Source organism: Pseudomonas sp. S07E 245 (genome assembly GCF_019599025.1).
Taxonomy (GTDB): domain Bacteria; phylum Pseudomonadota; class Gammaproteobacteria; order Pseudomonadales; family Pseudomonadaceae; genus Aquipseudomonas; species Aquipseudomonas shirazensis.
Map to the genome: position 1 here is coordinate 1,458,749 of NZ_CP080625.1, position 19,890 is coordinate 1,478,638.

18 protein-coding genes are annotated in these 19,890 nt (G+C 61.4%); 6 read left to right on the forward strand and 12 right to left on the reverse strand.

The annotated features are described in order from the left end of the window. Positions 1-158 precede the first annotated feature (158 nt). On the reverse strand, positions 159-1,085 hold the full coding sequence (locus K3F44_RS06575; RefSeq protein WP_220633603.1) for a universal stress protein: 927 nt from the start codon (positions 1,083-1,085) through the stop codon (positions 159-161). A 200-nt stretch (positions 1,086-1,285) separates the two neighbouring features. Here K3F44_RS06575 and K3F44_RS06580 point away from each other — a divergent pair, with 200 nt between their 5' ends. The 4 genes from K3F44_RS06580 to K3F44_RS06595 all read left to right on the forward strand — a co-directional run bounded on the left by K3F44_RS06580 (position 1,286) and on the right by K3F44_RS06595 (position 4,675). After that, the gene (locus K3F44_RS06580; protein WP_220633604.1) at positions 1,286-2,359 is read left to right on the forward strand and encodes an NAD(P)-dependent alcohol dehydrogenase; all 1,074 of its coding nucleotides are present in this window, start codon (positions 1,286-1,288) and stop codon (positions 2,357-2,359) included. Positions 2,360-2,440: 81 nt separating this feature from the next. Beyond that, the gene (locus K3F44_RS06585; RefSeq protein ID WP_101319385.1) at positions 2,441-2,629 is read left to right on the forward strand and encodes a hypothetical protein; all 189 of its coding nucleotides are present in this window, start codon (positions 2,441-2,443) and stop codon (positions 2,627-2,629) included. Between the two features lies 1 nt (position 2,630). Next, positions 2,631-3,437, forward strand: a complete 807-nt coding sequence (locus K3F44_RS06590) for a helix-turn-helix domain-containing protein (RefSeq protein WP_101319387.1) — start codon at positions 2,631-2,633, stop codon at positions 3,435-3,437. Further along, positions 3,437-4,675 carry an MgtC/SapB family protein gene (locus K3F44_RS06595; protein WP_220633605.1) on the forward strand — a complete coding sequence of 413 codons (1,239 nt, stop codon included), beginning with the start codon at positions 3,437-3,439 and terminating at the stop codon, positions 4,673-4,675. The genes K3F44_RS06590 and K3F44_RS06595 overlap by 1 nt, the downstream gene beginning before the upstream one ends. Before the next feature lie 186 nt (positions 4,676-4,861). Here K3F44_RS06595 and K3F44_RS06600 read toward each other — a convergent pair whose 3' ends face one another. The 7 genes from K3F44_RS06600 to K3F44_RS06630 form a co-directional block, all read right to left on the reverse strand. Beyond that, positions 4,862-6,172 (reverse strand): MFS transporter, encoded by a 1,311-nt coding sequence (locus K3F44_RS06600; protein ID WP_101319391.1) that lies wholly within the window; start codon positions 6,170-6,172, stop codon positions 4,862-4,864. 92 nt (positions 6,173-6,264) lie between these two features. Continuing rightward, on the reverse strand, positions 6,265-7,482 hold the full coding sequence (locus K3F44_RS06605; protein ID WP_101319393.1) for a fumarylacetoacetate hydrolase family protein: 1,218 nt from the start codon (positions 7,480-7,482) through the stop codon (positions 6,265-6,267). Between the two features lie 26 nt (positions 7,483-7,508). After that, positions 7,509-8,567 (reverse strand): Ldh family oxidoreductase, encoded by a 1,059-nt coding sequence (locus tag K3F44_RS06610; RefSeq protein WP_220633606.1) that lies wholly within the window; start codon positions 8,565-8,567, stop codon positions 7,509-7,511. A gap of 4 nt (positions 8,568-8,571) precedes the next feature. After that, positions 8,572-10,164, reverse strand: a complete 1,593-nt coding sequence (locus K3F44_RS06615; RefSeq protein ID WP_220633607.1) for an aldehyde dehydrogenase (NADP(+)) — start codon at positions 10,162-10,164, stop codon at positions 8,572-8,574. 35 nt (positions 10,165-10,199) lie between these two features. Next, complete coding sequence (locus tag K3F44_RS06620; protein ID WP_181087911.1) at positions 10,200-11,741, reverse strand: UxaA family hydrolase; 1,542 nt, start codon at positions 11,739-11,741, stop codon at positions 10,200-10,202. A gap of 158 nt (positions 11,742-11,899) precedes the next feature. Next, a complete protein-coding gene (locus K3F44_RS06625; protein ID WP_220633608.1) occupies positions 11,900-12,868 on the reverse strand; it encodes a LysR family transcriptional regulator in 969 nt (322 codons plus the stop codon). Between the two features lie 34 nt (positions 12,869-12,902). After that, on the reverse strand, positions 12,903-13,853 hold the full coding sequence (locus K3F44_RS06630) for a LysR family transcriptional regulator (protein ID WP_220633609.1): 951 nt from the start codon (positions 13,851-13,853) through the stop codon (positions 12,903-12,905). Positions 13,854-13,953: 100 nt separating this feature from the next. Between K3F44_RS06630 and K3F44_RS06635 the strand changes: the two genes are divergently transcribed. Both K3F44_RS06635 and K3F44_RS06640 read left to right on the forward strand, forming a co-directional pair. Next, complete coding sequence (locus tag K3F44_RS06635; protein ID WP_220633610.1) at positions 13,954-15,267, forward strand: L-fuconate dehydratase; 1,314 nt, start codon at positions 13,954-13,956, stop codon at positions 15,265-15,267. A 66-nt stretch (positions 15,268-15,333) separates the two neighbouring features. Next, on the forward strand, positions 15,334-16,635 hold the full coding sequence (locus tag K3F44_RS06640) for an MFS transporter (RefSeq protein ID WP_101319408.1): 1,302 nt from the start codon (positions 15,334-15,336) through the stop codon (positions 16,633-16,635). A 415-nt stretch (positions 16,636-17,050) separates the two neighbouring features. Here the strand turns inward: K3F44_RS06640 and K3F44_RS06645 are convergent, their stop codons facing one another. The 4 genes from K3F44_RS06645 to K3F44_RS06660 form a co-directional block, all read right to left on the reverse strand. Next, positions 17,051-17,329 carry a DUF6555 family protein gene (locus K3F44_RS06645; RefSeq protein WP_101319410.1) on the reverse strand — a complete coding sequence of 93 codons (279 nt, stop codon included), beginning with the start codon at positions 17,327-17,329 and terminating at the stop codon, positions 17,051-17,053. 115 nt (positions 17,330-17,444) lie between these two features. After that, positions 17,445-17,984 carry a hypothetical protein gene (locus K3F44_RS06650; protein ID WP_150569263.1) on the reverse strand — a complete coding sequence of 180 codons (540 nt, stop codon included), beginning with the start codon at positions 17,982-17,984 and terminating at the stop codon, positions 17,445-17,447. Between the two features lie 11 nt (positions 17,985-17,995). Further along, the gene (locus tag K3F44_RS06655; RefSeq protein WP_150569262.1) at positions 17,996-19,216 is read right to left on the reverse strand and encodes a zinc-dependent alcohol dehydrogenase; all 1,221 of its coding nucleotides are present in this window, start codon (positions 19,214-19,216) and stop codon (positions 17,996-17,998) included. 114 nt (positions 19,217-19,330) lie between these two features. Further along, positions 19,331-19,882, reverse strand: coding sequence for an ATP-dependent Clp protease proteolytic subunit (locus tag K3F44_RS06660; protein WP_150569261.1), 552 nt, complete (start codon positions 19,880-19,882; stop codon positions 19,331-19,333). Positions 19,883-19,890: the final 8 nt, after the last annotated feature.

A 19,890-nucleotide genomic window follows, 5' to 3' on the forward strand; every position in this document is an offset into this window, starting at 1 on the left:
TGATGCGGATCAGAAAGTCATCACCTGCGCACCAACTTGATCAATGTCAGAACCGTACCGACGCCTCTCGGTACGCTACCTGGGCGGCGATGTCAGCGAAATTCTCCATGAGCTTGACCTCCACGCCTGAAAAAAAAGGCCCTTGCGGGCCTTGCACTTCAACCTTGCGAATGCTCGGGCGAGATCACCAGAACACTGCAGCTGAGCCGATGCAGAATCCGCTCGGCCGTACTGCCGATGAACCAGCCGATTCCATGATGGTGGTAGCTCCCCATCACCAGCACATCGATGTCATTGTTGTCCATGAACAGCGTCAGCACCTTGGTCGGGTCCCCCACCCGCAGGTGGCGGTGCTCGGCGGGGATCCCGTTGCGTTCGGCCAATGCCTGAAAGGCATCGGCCTGGGCCTCGTGAAGTGTTCGTGACAGGTTCGAATCGAACAGGAACGAATGTGCCCGGGCGTCGTCGGCGTCCAGGTACATGGAACCCATATCGTAGGCGTACAGCAGTTCGATCTGGGCGTTGCATTGCAAGGCCAGCTTGAGCGCTTCGCTGATGATCTGGTCGTTGAACCCTTCGAACTGATCCTCTGGGCGCGACAGATCAACTGCTGCAAGTATCCGGCGCGGCAAGGCATTGCTGGCGTTGTGAACCAGGTGCAACGGGATACGAGTGTCGCGTAACAACTGGACGTCGAGCGAGGTGAACATGGCGCGCATCCACCACGGTTCATGCTCGAGCCCCTTGATCAGCATGGCGAACGGCTGCTCACGCAGATGCGCCTGGATCTCGTCCAGCGGATGCTGCACCCACACCACCTCGGTGGTCACCGTCACGCCGCTGCGGCGCATCGACAATGCCTGGGTTTCCAGCCATTCACGGTGTTGCTGCACATAGCCCTGCCGCATGACCGCCAACGCCTGGTCGTTGACCAGGCCGGCAGTGACCAGGCCCTCAAGGTAGTCAAAGGCGACGATGTGCAATGGCATGCCCTTGGCTTTGGCCAGCGCCGCCGCACGGTCATAGACCGGCGTGCGGCGCATCAAGGGCGATGCGATCAGAAGAAGTCTTTGCGGATTGGTCATGGCACACCTCTACGGGCTCGATGAGTACCTCGATGATCTGCCAGCAGCACCTGTGCGGTTTGATGTTTATCAAAAGTCAGGCGCCACTCACCAACCCCTGCCACCGCTCGACGCAAAATTGACTCGGATCAAGACTTACCGGCTTTTTTAGCGCACGCTGTAGTTGCCAACAAAAATCAGCGATGCCCCGGAGGCATGCCATGGCACTCATGAAAGCGGCCATTTATGTCGAAAAGAACCGCATCGTGCTGGAAGACAAGCCCATCCCTGAGATCGGCCCGCTAGATGCGCTGATGCGCATCAGCACAACGACGATCTGTGGCACCGATGTGCACATCCTGCGTGGCGAGTATCCAGTGGCCAAAGGGCTGACCGTCGGCCACGAGCCAGTGGGTGTCATCGAAAAACTGGGCTCAGAGGTTCGCGGTTTCCACGAAGGGCAACGCGTCATCGCTGGCGCCATCACCCCAAGCGGCCACAGCAATGCCTGTCTGTGTGGTTGTGGCGCCCAAGACGGCGCCGGTACGGCGCATGGTTTCAAGGCCATGGGTGGCTGGAAGTTCGGCAATGTCATCGACGGTTGCCAGGCTGAATACGTTCGAGTGCCGGACGCAATGGCCAACCTTTCGGCCATTCCCGACAGTCTCTGCGACGAACACGTGCTGATGTGCCCCGATATCATGTCCACCGGTTTTTCTGGTGCAGAACGCGGGGGCGTGACAATCGGCGATACCGTCGCCGTGTTCGCCCTGGGCCCGATCGGCCTGTGCGCCGTCGCCGGCGCCAAAATGCTGGGCGCCACCACCATCATCGGCGTGGACACCGTGGCGGCGCGCATCAGCGTGGCACGCGAAATGGGTGCTTCACACGTGGTCGACTTCAAGCAAGGCAACGTGGTGGCGCAGATCATGGCGCTGACCGATGGCCGTGGCGTAGATGTAGCCATCGAAGCGCTGGGCACCCAGGCCACCTTCGAATGGGCACTGCGGGTGCTGCGCCCCGGCGGCACACTGTCCAGCCTGGGCGTGTACAGCGCCGACCTGCGCATCCCTTTGGATGCATACGCTGCCGGCCTTGGCGATTACTGCATCGTGACCACACTGTGCCCTGGCGGCAAAGAGCGGATGCGCCGGTTGATGGCGGTGGTTGCCAGTGGCCGCGTAGACGTTTCCCCCTTGGTCACCCACCGTTTCCGGCTCGATGATATCGAAGCCGCCTACGAATTGTTCGCCAACCAGCGCGACGGCGTAATGAAGGTGGCGATCACGCCCTGAACCTCGCCACGCCGTCGGCAAGGACGCCATTGCCCCCTATCGATAGGCAGTCCCTTGCTCATGCATGCACTGGAGGTTCCAATGAACGTCTACGTCGAGAAAAGCGCCAACGGCAATCGCTGTTGGGTACACATGGACGAGTGGCGGGTGAGTTTCAGCACATCCATAGAAGCCGAGCAGTTCGTAGGCGTGCTGACCGCCCGCCTCAACGCGCCTCATTCACTGAACAAGATCGCCACCGTCGCTCTCAGACCTGCGAAGGAGGCATGAAATGTCGGGCCTGACCGACTTTCAGCTGCTCGGGCAGCCTGCGCCAAAGTGCAAACCACCGCCCATTCATTTCAAACCACTGACATGCCGGTGCAGTGAGTGCCGGGTCAACGGCTTGTGTTTGCCCGCGGGTTTGCCCATGCACTGCAACAGTTATTTCGGCACACTGATCGGCCCTCGTATCCGGGTCAGCAAGGGGGCTGCGCTGTTCAGCGCAAATGTACCCTTGAGTAGCCTGTATGCGGTGCACTCAGGCAGCTTCAAGACGAACCTGAACAACGCCGAAGGCCAGGGTGTGATCATCAACTTCTGGATGACAGGGGACGTACTGGGGCTCGATGCCGTAGCGACCGAGCTTCATGTCTGTGATGCCATCGCCCTGGAAGACAGCGAAGTGTGCCCGTTGCCCTATCATCGCCTGCAAGCCCTGGCGCGTAATTTCCCCATGCTGCAACAGAGCTTGAACCGCCTGATGAGCAGGGAGATTATCCGCGAGCATGAGCGCGTGCTGATGCTTTGCAACCTCTCTGCCGAGCAGCGGCTTGCCAGTTTCCTGCTGAGCCTTTCCCGCCGCTTCGTCAGCCGCGGCTATTCACCCCACGGTTTCATGTTGCGCATGTCTCGCGAAGACATCGGCTCTTACCTCGGGCTGCGCCTGGAAACCATATGCCGCTCAGTCGCTCACTTACGCGGTCTGGGTATCGTCAACCTGCACGGCCGGCAGGTGGAGATCCTCGACATGCCAGCGCTGATCGCGCTCGAACTGGGCTCCCCGGCCAGCTTTGCCATCGCCCCGGTAAAGGCCTGATGCTCGACCTGGTGAACTTGGCTCACGGGGCCGTGGCATTGGGCATAGGCATGCTGGTTGGCCTTGAACGGGAGCGCAAGAAGGTCAACAGTGAGGCTCCCGCCGCAGCGGGTTTGAGAACCTTCGCAATCACCGCCCTGATGGGGTATGTCTGCCATGTACTGGCTGGCCCGGTTCTGGTCGGCGTTGCATTGGTGGGCATAGCGCTGCTGTTGGCCATTTACCACCGCACAAAACCCGACGAGGATTCGGACATTACCAGCGCAATCGCCTTGCTGCTGGTGTTGGTGTTGGGAGGCCTGACAGTCGAACACCCCGAGCTGGCAACCGCCATCGGTATCGTACTCACCATACTGCTGGCCCTGAGGCGTGAGCTTCATCGTTTCGTGCTGCAGCAACTGAGCGAGGGCGAACTGCGCGATGGCTTGTTGCTCCTTACAGTCGCGCTGGTTGTGCTGCCGTTGACGCCGGACCGCTTCATTGGCCCCTACGGGGTACTGAACCCGCGGGTGATCTGCACACTGGTCGTGTTGCTGATGGCCGTCGGTGCGCTAGGGCATATCGCCATGCGCCTGCTGGGGCCACGCTATGGCCTGGCACTGAGTGCGATCGCATCCGGGTTTGCCTCTGGCTCAGCGACCATTGCCGTGCTTGGCCATCAAGCACGAAGGCAGGACACGTTCATGCGCGCGTTCGCCGCTGCAGCGGTGCTGTCCAACCTCGCCACCCTTGTCCAGTTTGGTTTGGTGATTGGCGTTGTCGACGTGCGCTTGCTGCGCCCTTTCTGGCCATCTATAGGTCTCGGTATGCTGGTCACGCTCATTTACGGCGTGCTGTTGCTGGCGCCTTGGCGCCCTGTGCCAGTCTGCCCCACGACCAAGCCTGGCAGCGGTGCTTTCAGCCTGTTCACAGCACTGCTCATCACGCTAGCGATTACCTGCATTGCATTGTTCTCGGCGTTTCTGCTCGAGCACCTTGGTCACAAGGGGCTCAGCATTGCTGCCTTTATCAGTGGCTTGGGCGATGCGCATGCCGCAACTGCTTCGATCGCTTCACTCGTTGCTGCAGGCCAGCTGAACAGTGCCGACCTGATGCTACCGGCAATGATGGCGCTCACAGGGAATACCATAACCAAATGCGTACTGGCTTGGAGCAGCGGCGGTTCTTTGTTCGCTCGCCACCTCATTCCGGCTCAGTTCATCATTCTTGGCACGGTATGGCTTGCATTTTTGATCTGATACATCAGTCGGAACGCTCCGAACGATTTGACATAGCCATGGCCGGCACATCCCGCCATTAGGCGCTCAGCATTCGAGGTACAGTTTTCAACCTCTGACACCAAGGTAACTGCTAACTCCTTGTCGGCAAGTCCTTCGCAGATGAGCGCCAAATAGTCCGTTGCTTTCACCAGGCCTGCACGCCTTTCACTGCGTCACCTCCCGCAACACCTCGTCCTTGACCACCGCCCCACCAATCGGCGCCTTCAGCAGCAGGAAGTACGCCACCGCCGAACACAACGCCACCACCGCGCTGATCATGAACGCCGTATTGAACGACCCCGAGTACTGAATGCTAAAGCCCGTAACGATCGGCGCGACCGAGCCGGCAATATACCCACCAAAGTTCTGGATCGAACCAAACGAGGCCACCCGCGGGCTGTCGACGATGGTGTTGACGATCATCCACGCCGTGGCACTGGCCATGTTGATGCTGAACAACGCCAGGCACAGTAGAATCACACACCCGGTAAGCCCGGTGACGTACGACAGCGGCAAGGTAAACAGCGCTGCCAGCACCAGGCCGGTGATCACGCTGAACTTGCGGCTGCCGAGAATGCTCATGCCCCGCTTCACCAGCCGATCACAGAAGCGGCCGGCGACGATGGTCCCTACCGCACCAAAGCCATAGGCCAACGACACCACCCAGGCAGTCTTGTACAAGTCCAGGCCATGCTCGCGCTCAAAGTAACCGGGTAGCCAGGTCAGGTGCAGCCAGAGCATGTAGATCACGCCCATGAAACCCAGCACGGCGCCCCAGGTGCTGCGATGCTTGAACAGGTCGAGCCAGCCGGCAAAGTACGACACCTTGGGTGCTTGCGGGGCGGCGGCAGGTGCCACGTGCTCGGTGGGCAGCGGTTTGCCTTCGGCCGCCAGCTCGGCCAGGTACTGCGCCTTGCTTTTGTAGAAGGTCAGCCAGCACACCGCCAGCACTACGCCCAGCAACCCAGTGATGATGAACATGCCGCGCCAGCCGTAGTTGACCATCAACAGCGTCAACAGTGGAGGTGCCAGGCAAGGCCCGAGGCAGGTCGACGACCAGACGATGCCGGTAGGTGTGCCGCGTTCGTTGGCATCGAACCATTCCGACAGCGCCTTGGCTGCCGACGGGAACATCGGCGCCTCGCCGATCCCCAGCAGCACGCGCAGGCCCATGAAGCCGGCGAAGCTGTTGACCAGGCCGAAGGTGGTCTGGGCGACCGACCAGGCCAGCAACGATGCGCCGAGGGCGATCTTGCTGCCCAGGCGGTCGATGATCATGCCCATCGGTAACTGGGCGAAGGCATAGGCAATGGAGAACGCCGACAGCAGGATGCCCATCTGCGAGGGGCTGATCATCATGTCTTTCTGGATCGAGGTGTTGGCGATCGACAGCGCACTGCGGTCCAAGTAGTTGACGATACCGATCAACAGCAGGAACACCACCGTGATGCTCTGGTACTTCTTCAGTTTGTTCATTGCGTGGCCTTTATTATTATTGTTGCAGCGCGTTCAGCGCCTAGGCGATCCGTCATTGCTGTCGCGTTCATTCATGGTCGGTTACGGTTGGATCAGGGTTGCCGCGCGGTCACTGCCGCGTCGAGCAGGCCGCGGCGGCTGAGGCTGTCAATCAGCGAGCGCAGGCCGAAGTTCCACTGCGGCGCCTGGTCGCTGGTGGTCACCCGGTTGCTCAAGGCGCCCAGCTGCGCGCTGCTGATGGTGACTACGTCGCCAGGCTTGTGAGTGAAGCCATTGCCCGGTTGGTCGCGGTCTTGCTTGGGGGCGAACAGGGTACCGAGAAACAGCACCAGGCCGTCCGGGTACTGGTGATTTTCGTTGAGGGTCTGCTGCACCAGGTCGAGCGGGTCGCGGCTGATCTGCTGCATCGAGCTGCGGCCCGAGAGGATGAAGCCCTCCTCCCCTTCAACCCGCAGGTCGACTTCGGCGTTACGCACGTCATCGAGGCTGAAACCTTCGTCGAACAGACGCAGCAGCGGGCCCAGCGAGGTCGAAGCGTTGTTGTCCTTTGCTTTGGACAGCAGCAAGGCACTGCGCCCTTCGAAGTCACGCAGGTTGACGTCGTTACCAAGCATGGCGCCCTTGATGCTGCCGTCGCTGGACACTGCCAGTACCACTTCCGGTTCTGGGTTGTTCCAGCTTGATTTGGGATGGATGCCGATGTCGGCGCCGTGGCCCACTGCCGACAACGGCTGGGCCTTGGTGAAGACTTCGGCATCCGGGCCGATGCCGACCTCCAGATACTGCGACCACAAGCCCTGCTCCACCAGCACGGCGCGCAACGCCTCGGCCTGGGCTGAACCTGGGACGATCTGTGACAGGTCGGCACCGATCCGGCTGGCCAGCGTGTCGCGGATCGCATCAGCCTTGGCCGGGTCGCCCTTGGCTTGCTCCTCGACCACGCGTTCCAGCAGGCTGGCGGCAAAGGTCACGCCGGCAGCCTTGACGGCCTGCAGATCGATCGGTGCCAGCAGCCAGGGTTTGCTGATGTCACGTTGGCGTGGATCGCTGTTGGCAAGCAGCGCCGGCAGCTCGGTCAGCGCATCGGCCAACGGCAGCGAGCGCAGATAAGCCACCGGGTCAGCCACTTCGAGCAGCGCCGAAACCGTGGCGACGTGGGCGCTGATGTCATGCACTGCGCCCTCCTTCACCAGCACTACTGCCGGGCCTTGCTCGGGCAGCCATACCCGCCCTACCCAGCTGCCACTGTTACAGACGGCGGCATTGTGGCTCAACGGCAACGAAGGCTTGCTGTTCGATTGATCTGTCATGTCTCTACCTTTTTTGTAGTTGTCTATTAGTGACCAAGCGCGGCCACTTGCAATTGGGCGGCGAGCTGGTTGAGGTCTGCGAGCAGAGTCGGCGCCAGGCTTACGCCCTGGGCCAGAGCCTTGCTGCGCAGGGCCAGGCCGGCTTGCCCAGGCAGGCGCACCGGGCGCTCCGGATCTACTGGGCGGCTGGCGAGGATCAGTTGGCCGAGGAAGCTGGTTTCGTCAGTAAACGCCTGTAGGCCGCCAAAGAAGCGCGGATCAATAACTACCGCAGTGGCCGACGCGCCCCATTGATCAGGGCAGTCCTTGCGGCCATGGCCGGCCAGGCCCGAGGTCAGTGCTTCGACCAGAATCGCCAGAGCGAAGCCCTTGTGGCCGAAGGCCTGGCCACCCAGCGGCAAGATGCTGCCCTGCGGGCGGGTGAAGAAGTCCGCAGGGTCATCACTCGCCTTGCCTTCGTTGCTCATCAGCACCGGGTGCGCCAGCTTGCTGCCGTTATCCCGGCATTGGCTGACCATGGCCATGGTCACGGTGGACATGCTCACATCCAGCAGGATCGGTTCGCCGCAGGTAGGGATACCGGCGGCAATCGGATTCGGTGTGTAGATCGGGTCAACGCCGCCATGCGCGCAGACCAACCCCACAGAGGGATCTGAGGAATACACCATCGCGACCAAGCCACGGTCGGTGTATGGCTTCAAGTAGGCCGCCAGGCAGCCAATATGCGCAGCGCGGCGGACCACGGCGATGCCGATGCCCTGTGCGCTGGCCCCGCTGGCCGCACAGTCCAACGCACGGCTGACGCAGTACGGGCCGAGTACATAGTTGCCGTCGAACAGGCTGGCAACACCGCTGTCGGAGATCTGCTCCAGCGCTGCCGCCTGAGCCTTGACCTGGCAACTCAACATGCCGCCAATGTAGCGACTGACCAGATTCAGGCCATGGGTGCGATGGCCGAGCAACTCGCCTTCGAGCAGCACTCGGGTTACCACTTGGGCGACCTCCGCGTCGGCGCCGGCGCTTGCAAACAGGCGCTCGACAAACGTGCTGAGTGCGTTCACTTCATAGCGGATGGCTTCGCTCATACGCTCAGTTCCCGGTCTGGTTGAGCGCTGCCGTGCTCGGCTGACCATCCACCAGGCGCTGAATGCCCAGCGGGTTGGCGTTCTGCAAGGCCGGCGGCAGCATGGCGTCAGGGATGTTCTGGTAGCACACCGGGCGCAGGAAGCGGTCGATGGCCAGGGTGCCAACCGAGGTGCCACGGGCATCGGAGGTCGCCGGATACGGGCCGCCATGCACCATCGCATCGCAGACTTCGACGCCGGTCGGGTAGCCGTTGAGCAACACTCGGCCCACTTTCACTTCCAGCGCGCCAAGCAGCGAGCCGTGATCAGCCAGGTCTTGCTCATCCGCCAGCAAGGTTGCTGTCAGCTGACCGCGCAGAGCGTTCACGGCTTGCAGCAGTTGCTCGGCATCATCGACCCGAACCACCACAGTGCACGGACCAAACACCTCTTCCTGCAGCAGCTCGTCCTGCTCCAGCAGCAGGCTGACATCTGCCTCGAACAGCTGCGGCTGGGCCTGATCGCCCTGTTGCCGGGCACCGCTCAGGTGCTCGATACCAGGGTGCGCGAGCAACCTCTGCAGGCCTTTGTCGTAGCTGCGCAGGGTGCCGGGGTTGAGCATGGTCTGCGCCGGCTGATCAGCCATGTGCCCGCGCAACTGCTCGATAAAAGCGGTGAAGGCCGGCGAGCGAATGCCTAGTACCAAGCCCGGATTGGTGCAGAATTGCCCACAGCCCTGTACCACCGATGCGGTCAGGTCCTTGGCTAGCTGGGCACCGCGATTTGCCAGTGCCTTCGGCAGTGCCAGCACCGGGTTTATGCTCGACATCTCGGCAAATACCGGGATCGGCTGCGGTCGCGCTGCCGCCATATCGCACAACGCCCGGCCGCCTTTGAGCGAACCGGTAAAGCCCACCGCCTGGATACCCGTGTGTTTGACCAGTGCCTCACCCACGCCGCTGCCGAAGATCATGTTGAACACGCCCGCCGGCATGCCAGTGCGCTCGGCAGCGCGGATCAACGCTTCGGCAACGCGCTCGGCGGTTGCCATATGGCCGCTGTGGGCTTTGAACACGACCGGGCAGCCGGCGGCCAATGCCGCAGCGGTATCGCCTCCCGCGGTGGAGAACGCCAGCGGGAAGTTGCTGGCACCGAACACCGCCACCGGGCCAACGCCGATGCGGTATTGACGCAGGTCGGGGCGTGGCAACGGCGTGCGCGCTGGCAGCGCTTGATCAATACGAGCGCCATAGAAATCGCCACGGCGCAGGACCTTGGCAAACAGACGCATCTGGCCGCTGGTGCGACCCCGTTCGCCTTGGATTCGCGCGCTGGGCAGCGCGGTTTCCTGGCAGGTCAGGTTGACGAAGTCTTCACCGAGGGCATCGAGCTCGTCGGCGATCGCCTCAAGAAACTCTGCGCGGCGTACTGCCGGCAAATTGCGAAACGGTGGGAACGCGGCACTGGCCGCTGCCACGGCGTTGTCGACCTCGGTCAAGGTCGCTTGATGAAAGCCGCCCGCTAGCTGCTCGCCGGTATGGGCGTCGATGCTGTAGACCAGGGTGTCGCCAAGTGCGCTGCGCTGGCCGCCGATGAAGTTGAATCCGTTAACGTGCATAAAAAGTCGCCTCGAAAGATGAAGGGGGCTGGCAGTCAGGTCACGGCACCGATCTGCCAGGGCACGAACTCGTTCTGCCCGTAGCCGTGCTGTTCGCTCTTGCTGCGCTCACCCGAGGCGATGCGCAGCATCTGTTGAAAGATGTAGGCACCGCGTTCTTCGATGCTGGTGGAGCCGTCGGCGATGCCGCCGCAGTTGACGTCCATGTCCTCTTCCTGGTGCTCGAACACCCGGTTGTTGGTGGCCAGCTTGATCGACGGCGCAGGCGCGCAGCCGTAGGCCGAGCCGCGGCCGGTGGTGAAGGCAATCAGGTTGGCGCCGCCGGCGACCTGGCCGGTGGCGGAGACCGGGTCATAACCTGGGGTGTCCATGAACACCAGGCCTTGAGCGCGCACCGCCTCGGCGTATTGATAGACGTCGACCAGATTGCTCGAGCCGGCCTTGGCCACCGCGCCGAGGGATTTCTCCAGAATGGTGGTCAGCCCTCCTGCTTTGTTACCCGCCGAAGGGTTGTTGTTGAGCTCGGCGTTCATGCGCTGGCAGTAGTCTTCCCACCAATGAATGCGTGCGATCAGCTTCTCGCCGACCTCACGGCTCACCGCCCGGCGCGTCAGCAGGTGCTCGGCGCCATAGATCTCCGGTGTTTCCGACAGGATCGCGGTGCCGCCGGCCGCGACCAGGCGGTCAACGGCATTACCCAGTGCCGGGTTGGCGGTGATCCCGGAGTAACCATCGGAACCGCCGCATTGCAGGCCAACGACCAGGTGCCGCGCACTGACTGGCTCACGTTTGACCCGATTGGCGTCGGCCAGCAGCGTCTTGACCTGCTCGATGCCGGCGGCGATGGTCTTTGAGGTGCCGCCGATGCCCTGGATAGTGAAGGTGCGCAGTTGCTCGCTGGCTTTCAGGCCCTGGGTTTCCAGCAGACTCTCGATCTGGTTGGTTTCACAGCCCAGACCAATGATCAGCACAGCGGCGAAATTGGGGTGTATCGCATAGCCTGCCAAGGTACGGCGCAACAGACCCAGCGCTTCGCCACTGGGGTCCACTGCGCAACCGGCACCGTGGGTCAGGGCGACCACACCGTCGATATTCGGGTAGTCGGCCAGCGCCTCGGGGTGGATATCGCGGCGGAAATGATCAGCCACTGCCCGGGCGACGGTTGCCGAGCAATTCACCGAGGTAAGGATGCCAATGTAGTTGCGTGTGGCGACGCGGCCGTCGCCGCGCACAATCCCCTGAAACACTGCTTCAGTAGCAGCCAGGCTGCGTGCATCGACGCCAAAGGCATAGTCGCGGGAGAAGTCGCCCATCTGCACGTTGTGCACATGGACGTGATCGCCAGGTTCGATGGTTTGCGAGGCGAAACCTATGATCTGGCCGTAACGGCGCAGTGGCTGGCCCTGCTCCAAACGCTCGGTAGCGACTTTGTGCCCCGACGGGATGGGTTGGCGCACGGTGATCGCTTCGCCATCCAGCTCAAGGCCTTCAGGCAGCGCCTGGCGTGCAATCAGGACGTTGTCCAGCGGGTTGAGGCGGATGACCGCAGGGTCGGCGCAGCGGGCAATCAGTTCCATGGGACCTCTCAGGGTACGGCTGACTTCTTGTTATGGCGTCGCCCGTTTGCTGCCGGGCGAATCTGCCACCACTGTATGAAGCCTTACCGATAATTCCCAATGAGATGAACCGATCAGCCGATAACCTGGGGTTATCAATACGTCAAATCGCCCCTCGTTTAGAAATCGCTACCGCTGCCCTCCTCCATGCGCCGCTGCTGGGCAAACTCCAGCAGGATATCGATGAATTCTCGCGCAGAGCCGGTTGGCGGCTGATCCTTACGGGTGATCACGCCGTACTCCAGCGGCGATAGATGCAGCGGGCTCTGCAGTTCCTTGAACAGGCCGCTGCTCAGCTGCGCGGCAACCATCGAGCGCGGCAGCATGGCGATCATCGGTGCCGACTGCAGCAATTGCAGGAACATCGGCATTGAAATGGTCTCAACGCTATCGGCGGGTGTGGCAATGCCGGCCACCTTGAAGGCCTGCTCAAGCCGCCCGCGCAGCGGCGTACCCAGCGGGTACAGCACCCACGGCCAGTCCGCGAGCGCTTCGAGCGGCGTGCTGGCCAGCTGATTGAGCGGGTGACTGCTGTTGACCACCAAGGCAAACGGTTCAGGTTCCAACGGCTGAAAGTCGAACACCTGGCTGAAGCGCTCCTCGGTGAAACGGCCGACCATGATGTCGAGCTTGTTCTGCTCGAGCATCGTCAGCAGGTGGTCACTGGAATGCTCCACCACCTCGATCGACAGCAACGGGCTACGTGCTTTGATCGCAGCAATGGCCTGCGGCAGCACCCGCGGCGTCGAGGCAAAAATCCCGCCCACCCGGATAAACCCGTGGCCGCCCTTGCGCAGGCGGTTGAGCTGGTCGACAAACTGCTGCGACTCAACCAATGCGCCCTGGGCGTACTTGACCACGTATTCGCCAAGCTCGGTCGGCGGCATGCTGCGCGGCAGGCGCTCGAACAGAGCAAAGCCAAACTGCTCCTCGAGATCGCGCAGCATCTTGCTCAACGCCGGCTGGCTCAGGTTCATCAGGTTGGCGGTGGCGTGCATGTTGCGGGTACGGGCCAGGCTGTCGATCAGCACCAGGTGCTTGAAGCGCAGCCAGTTGCAAAAGCTGGAGTGGATGATGTCGGACGGCATCAGAAAACGGCCTCAGGCAGGTAGACAAACATGGCTATTGTGGGGCTCGCAGGTACTGCAGCAACGTTTCCAGTGCCACCGAGCGCGGCCGTGAACGCAGCGTCAGCAGGCCCAGATTGGCCAGGCTGATCGGCAGCTCCACCGGCAGGATCGCGACCATGCCGTACTGGGCGTAATGCGCGGCGACATCGTTGGGCACCACGGCGATCATGTCGGACGCCTCCAGCATGGCGGTGGTCGCCAGAATCGACGCAGTCTCGACGATGTCCAGCGATTGCACCATCCCCCCGGCCTGCAGCGCACTTTCGACCCGCCGCCGCATCGGGCTGCCGATCGGGTGCAGGATCCACGTCAACGCGACCAGATCAGCCAGCTGCAATGTGCTCGCTGCCGCCATCGGGTGGCCAGCGCGGGCGATCACGCGCATCTGCTCACCGCCCTCGAACAACTCGATATTGAGATCCTGGCTGTCGCTCTGATCCGGCAAGCGCCCCACCACCAGGTCGAAGTCACCACGCAGCAACGCCGGCAGCAAGGTATCGCTGGTACCCACTTCAAGCGAGATGCGCACCTTGGGGTGGTCGCGCTTGTAGGCCAGCACAGCCTTGGTCAGCAAGCCCGGCACCGGCCCCATTACGCTGCCGACCCGCACCAGCCCGGCGGCGCCACGCGCAAGCTCGGCGATCTGCGCCTGGGCGTGCTCGAACTCGTGCAGCGCACTTTGCGCGTAGCGAATCATCACCTCGCCGTACAGGGTTGGCTGCATGCCACGCGGCAGGCGCTCGAACAGGCGCACTTCAAGGCGCTCCTCGAGCTGTTGCAGCAGCAGGCTCGCAGCAGGCTGGGTGGTGTGCATGGCCGCAGCAGCGCGGCGCAGGTTGCCGAACTCGCCCAAAGCGTTGAGGAGGATTATCTGACGGCTGGAGATCTTCAGCGGGCCAAGACTGCGCGGCGCCTGCGAGGTGTCTGCTGGGGTCTGAGGCATATCAATTCTGATATCCATAGTTAGGAATTAGCGATTATGCCTGTATCGCTCGGCAACCTACAGTCAGGTCTCCAGAGGTAACCCAGAACAAGAGACCGCCATGAGCATACGCATTACCCACCTGAGCGTTCGCGACATTCGCTTCCCGACTTCGCTGTCACTGGACGGCTCCGATGCCATGAATAGCGCGCCTGACTACTCGGCCGCCTACGTCGTGCTGCACACCGATGCCGGCGAGCTCGAAGGCCACGGCTTGACCTTCACCATTGGCCGCGGCAACGAGATCTGCGCCGCTGCCGTGCAGTCGTTGGCGCCGCTGATTGTCGGCCAGACCCTGGAAGAGATCACCGCAGACATGGGTGGTTTCTGGCACCGCTTCACCGTGGGTGACAGCCAACTGCGCTGGCTGGGGCCGGAAAAAGGCGTCATCCACCTGGCCACTGCCGCCATCGTCAACGCCGTGTGGGACTTGTGGGCCAAACATGAAGGCAAGCCAGTGTGGAAGCTGCTGGCCGACATGAGCCCCGAGCAACTGGTCGCGTGCCTGGACTTCAGCTACGTCACCGACGTGCTCACCCCGGAAGAAGCCATCGCCCTGCTCCGCCGCCAGGTGCCGGGCAAGGCCCAGCGCGAGGCGCAGATGCTTCGCGAAGGTTACCCCGGCTACACCACCGCGCCCGGCTGGCTCGGCTACAGCGAAGAGAAGATGCGCCGCCTGGCACGTGAAGCGGTCGAAAACGGCTGGACCCATATCAAGCAGAAGATCGGCGCCGACCTGGAAGAAGACATTCGCCGCGCCAGCATCCTGCGTGACGAGATCGGCTGGGAGCGGACCTTGATGATGGACGCCAACCAGGTCTGGGGCGTCGAGGAGTCTGTCAGCAACATGCGCCGGCTGGCAGCCTTTGCCCCGCTGTGGATCGAAGAACCAACCAGCCCCGATGACATTCTTGGCCATGCCACGATCCGCCAGCGCATCGCGCCGATTGGAGTCGCCACCGGCGAGCATTGCCACAACCGGGTGATGTTCAAGCAGATGTTCCAGGCCGGCGCGCTGGACTTCTGTCAGCTCGATGCAGCACGCCTGGGCGGCCTCAACGAGGTGCTGATCGTGCTGCTGATGGCTGCCAAGTACGACGTGCCGGTGTGCCCGCACGGCGGCGGTGTTGGCCTGTGCGAGTATGTGCAGAACATCGCGCTGTTCGACTACATCGCCGTTTCCGCCTCGCTGCACAACCGGGTGCTGGAGTACGTCGACCATCTGCATGAACACTTCATCGACCCCGTGGTGATCCGCCGCGGCCGCTACATGCCGCCGCAGCGCCCGGGCTACAGCATTGAAATGCACGCCGAGACCCTGGAACGTTACCAATATCCCGACGGCGCAGTCTGGCTGGACATCCAGCGTGGTTGATTGACCTACCGCAGCGCGACGCACCACCGCGGCGCGCTGTTACTTATAGCTTTCGGGGAAAAAACAATGACAATCCTCACACAACCGACAGCGGCCGCCGCGCCTGCTGTTGCGGCTGATCAGCGCCTGAACAGCCTGCTTTTGCGCAAACTGATGCCACTGCTGGTCATCGTCTATGTAATGAGTTTTCTCGACCGTACCAACATCGCCTTGGCCAAGGCCAGCATGGGCGTTGACCTCGGCTTGTCGGCTGCTGCGTATGGGCTGGGCGCGGGTCTGTTCTTCCTGACCTACGCCTTGGCCGAGGTGCCGAGCAACCTGATCATGCAACGGGTCGGCGCGCGCTTCTGGATTACACGCATCATGATCACCTGGGGCCTGCTGTCTGCCGGCATGGCTTTCGTCGAGGGTGAGACTTCGTTCTACGTCATGCGCCTGCTGCTGGGCGTCGCCGAGGCGGGGCTGTTTCCCGGCGTCATGCTCTACCTGACCTACTGGTTCGACCGTGAGCAACGCGCCCGCGCCACGGGCTATTTCCTGCTCGGCGTGTGCCTGGCCAACATCCTCAGCGGGCCGCTGGGCGGTGCCTTGCTGGAAATGGACGGCGTGCTCGGCTGGCATGGTTGGCAGTGGTTGTTCGTGCTTGAAGGCTTGCCCGCCGTAGCGCTGGCGTATGTCGTCTGGAAAAAGCTGCCCGATGGGCCGAGTTCGGCGCCGTGGTTATCGGCCGCTGATGCGCAGGACATCGAGCGCCGGCTGGCGGCTGAACGTGCCGCTGCACCGCAGCAGAGCAAGCTGTCGCAGATGTTTCGCGACAAGCAGATCTGGCTGGCGATCGCCGTGTACTTTGTGCATCAGATCACTATCTACACCGTGATCTTCTTCCTGCCCGGGATCATCGGCACTTACGGCGCACTGTCGCCCTTGCAGATTGGCCTGCTCACGTCAGTGCCGTGGATCGCTGCTGCAATTGGCGCGGCAACCCTGCCACGCCTTGCCACTTCACCAAACCGTTGCCGCACGCTGCTGTTCTTCGGCCTGCTGACCATGGCCGCCGGGCTGCTGCTGGCTTCGGTAGCCAACTCGTTCATTGGCCTGATCGGGTTCTCGCTGACGGCATTGATGCTGTTCGTGGTGCAGTCGGTCATCTTCGTCTTCCCCTCTAGTCGCTTGAGCGGCAATGCGCTGGCTGCCGGGCTGGCATTTGTCACGACCTGCGGTTTGCTCGGGGGCTTTGTCGGCCCATCGGTGATGGGCTTGATCGAGCAAGCAACCGGCAGCACCCGCAATGGCTTGTGGATCATTGCTTCGATGCTGGTTCTGGCTGCGCTGCTCAGCATGCGCCTGCGCCAGGGTCAGGAGCAGTAACCGCCATTGGTCGGGGAACCGCCCTTTGCAAACGACTGCTACCCGCCCACAGCGCTCATAACTACTGAGGGTGGTGCAACGGCGTCACCCCTCACTCCTGTGCTTGGCCTGCCTGCTGGCAGGCCTTTTTTATTCAGCCGAGGGAATGATCATGCGCGAGCAAATGATAATGGGTGGCGGCAGTGTTGAAGACGATTGGCCAGAATTGGTCCCGGACCGCCCCGATGGGCAAGCAGACGACCCAGATGCTGACCCTAACTTGACTGACCCGGACGAGCGCCCTGGCGTCCCCGCCAGTGATCCTGAATCAGGCGCCTGACCTGGCCGTAGACTTCCAGCAGACAAAACAAAGCCGCTCCCAATCAGGAGCGGCTTTGCTCAGACAGCCCGACAGTAACTGCTGGCTACCGCTTGTTCAGGCAGTAGGCAGCATCGACTGGTTGGCACCGGCACTGGAGGCTGGTTTGCCACCCGATGGCCTCCAGCTCACTTCACTGATCCCGTATCGTTCGGCCATGGGCCTGCTGACCTTGCGAATCTTTTCACGACCAAACTTGGGAATAATGCCAATACCGGCGTCACAACTAGCCCAGTGCCAAGCCTCGGCGTTATCCATCCGATCCAGCCGGATGATGAAGCTGCGCGTTTTACCGTGCAGCTTGTAATCGACGATATACAGCTCTGGGGTAGGCATCGCAGGGGGCCTCCTCTTCTCCATGGATGACAACTAGTGGAACCGGTGGGATCACGAAGATTCAAAATTTTGTCGAACAAAGCACATAAACGGTTTGCGGCGACCCCGCATGCGTTCAGGCACCGGCAGGGTCGAGCTGCAGCAGCAGGCCGAATCCACCCAGCAAGACCCAGAAAATCAGGAACAACCACGGCGTCCGGATCGAAAACATCAGCGATTTGCGGTAACCACGATGGGTTGACTCAGACTCGCTGAACAACGGCCAATCATCGTATGCAAAGCCCATGCTTGGCTCGTTGTGCAACAGGTGACTTTGCTTGAAATGCCAGTGGTCGATGATGCTGTACGAGGCGCGAATTCCAGGCCAGGCGTTGAGTGAGCTGATGATGCCCAGCAATGCCAAAAACGCAGGCACAACCAGAGTAAAAAGCCTGCCCCAGCTGGGATTGCCGTTGGCCATACAGGACGCATAGGCAATTACCAGAAAAGACTGTGCCGACAGATAAGCATCTGTGCGGTTGGCAAGAATCGTGGTCTCGAACTGGATTTCTCGGCGGTAGAACTCCAACCGCTCGCGGGGGGTTTCGAATGTTACCCCCTGCGGCGGCGGAACAAGATCCTCGCTGGTGACCGATGTGATGATGCGTTCCGTCATTACTACTCCTCTCAGCTGCTCGCAGCGGGTCCAAGCCGCCCATTGGTTACCGGGTCTGTGGCAACACCTGGGGTCAATACGACCTTGCGGCAGCGTTCTTGCTGTTCGTCGAACATCTCATAGCCGCGCACTGCATCTTCCAGGCTGAGGCGATGGGTGATGATTGCTTCGGGATTGAGCCGTCCTGCTTCGATATGTTCGAGCAGTTCAGGCAGGAAACGTTGTACGTGAGTTTGGCCCATCTTGAAGGTCAGGCCTTTGTCGAATGCATCACCGAACAAGAAGCCATGGATGAAGCCGGCATATACGCCGGGCACACTGACTACGCCACCACGGCGCACTGCTGCCATGCACTGGCGCAGCGCCTTGCCGTTGCTGCCTTCAAGCTTCAGCGCCGTCAGTACCGATTCAGCAGTACTGCCCTTGGCCTCAAAACCCACTGCATCAATGGCCGCGTCAACGCCGCGCATGCCTGCGGTCTGGCGAATGATGGTGTCAGCAGGGTCGTCGTCATGATCAAAATCGATCGGAATCACGCCGTAGGCGCGCTTGGCGTAGTCAAGTCGATAGGCATGTTTGTCGACCATGAAAATCTGCTCGACCCCAAGCATGCGTGCGCACGCAGCACTCAGCAGTCCTACCGGACCTGCCCCATAAATAGCCAGGGAAGAACCCTGGCCAACTCCCGCATTGGTCACTGCCTGCCAGGCGGTGGGCAGAATGTCTGACAGGAACAGAACTTTGTCATCGCTCAGCGTGCCTGGCACCTTGAAGGGACCGACATTGGCCTTCGGCACCCGTACATACTCGGCCTGGCCGCCGGGAATGCCGCCATACAGGTGGCTATAGCCAAACAACGCCGCACCGGAGGGGATCAACTTCTTGTTGAGGATCGCCCCGCGTCCGGTATTGGTCGTCTCACAAGCGGCAAACAGGTCATTTTGGCAAAAAAAGCAGCTGCCGCAGGCAATCACGAACGGGATGACTACCCGATCTCCCCGCTGAACCGCGGTCACGTCGCTGCCAACGTCCTCAACGATCCCCATGAACTCATGGCCGAGAATATCGCCCTCTTCGAGCGCAGGTATCCTGCCGTGATACAGGTGCAGATCGGAGCCACAGATGGCAGTGGCGGTTACTCGCAGCAGAATGTCGTCCTTCTCTTGAATGCCAGGGTCAGCCACAGTATCAACCCGGACATCTCCAGCGCCGTGAAAGGTCAATGCGCGCATATTTGTCGCCTCCAAGTGCAGCTGCTTAGTAGTTACGAGCCGGCCCAAATGGGATCGGCTCCATCAACATTCGCTGCGACTGACCAGCGGCGCCAAATACCGCCCTGCAAAATTTCAGGCGTGAACGCTCCATTGAACCGAGTCGATACTGATCGGCAGCTCATCGATAGTGTGGATCAGGCCGCCCGCTATTGCCTCCTCAGCACTCAAGATGCGTGGTTTGGCCAGCAAATAGTGCTCTATATCCAATGGTTGCTCAGCGCCAGCCGTGCGCTCCGCAACTATTTGCGCGTAGAACCGCAAGTCGTAATCAAGGCTCATGGCGTACTCGGACATACGTGCGTGGTCGACTGAGCCGTGCAGCGTCCAGTGGAATGGGTGAAACAGAAACTTGCTCATGCGACAGGCCGTGCGCTGTTCACCCGCCAGAAACAGAATATTGCCCATCGATTCGACCGTGCCGAGGTTGTGCGTATGCACCAGTACCGGCAACGAGCGCAGAAAGTTGTACAGCGTGAAACCGTAACTGCAGTCACCGCCCATGGTGGCGATGTTCAACTGAAGTGTTTGCGCGCCTTGGTTGAGGGCTCGTGAACAGGTATTGATCAGGTTACCGCAGGTCGAAGATGTGATCGGGCCGGTGAAGTGAATGATGTGACGGGCCATGCGTGCCT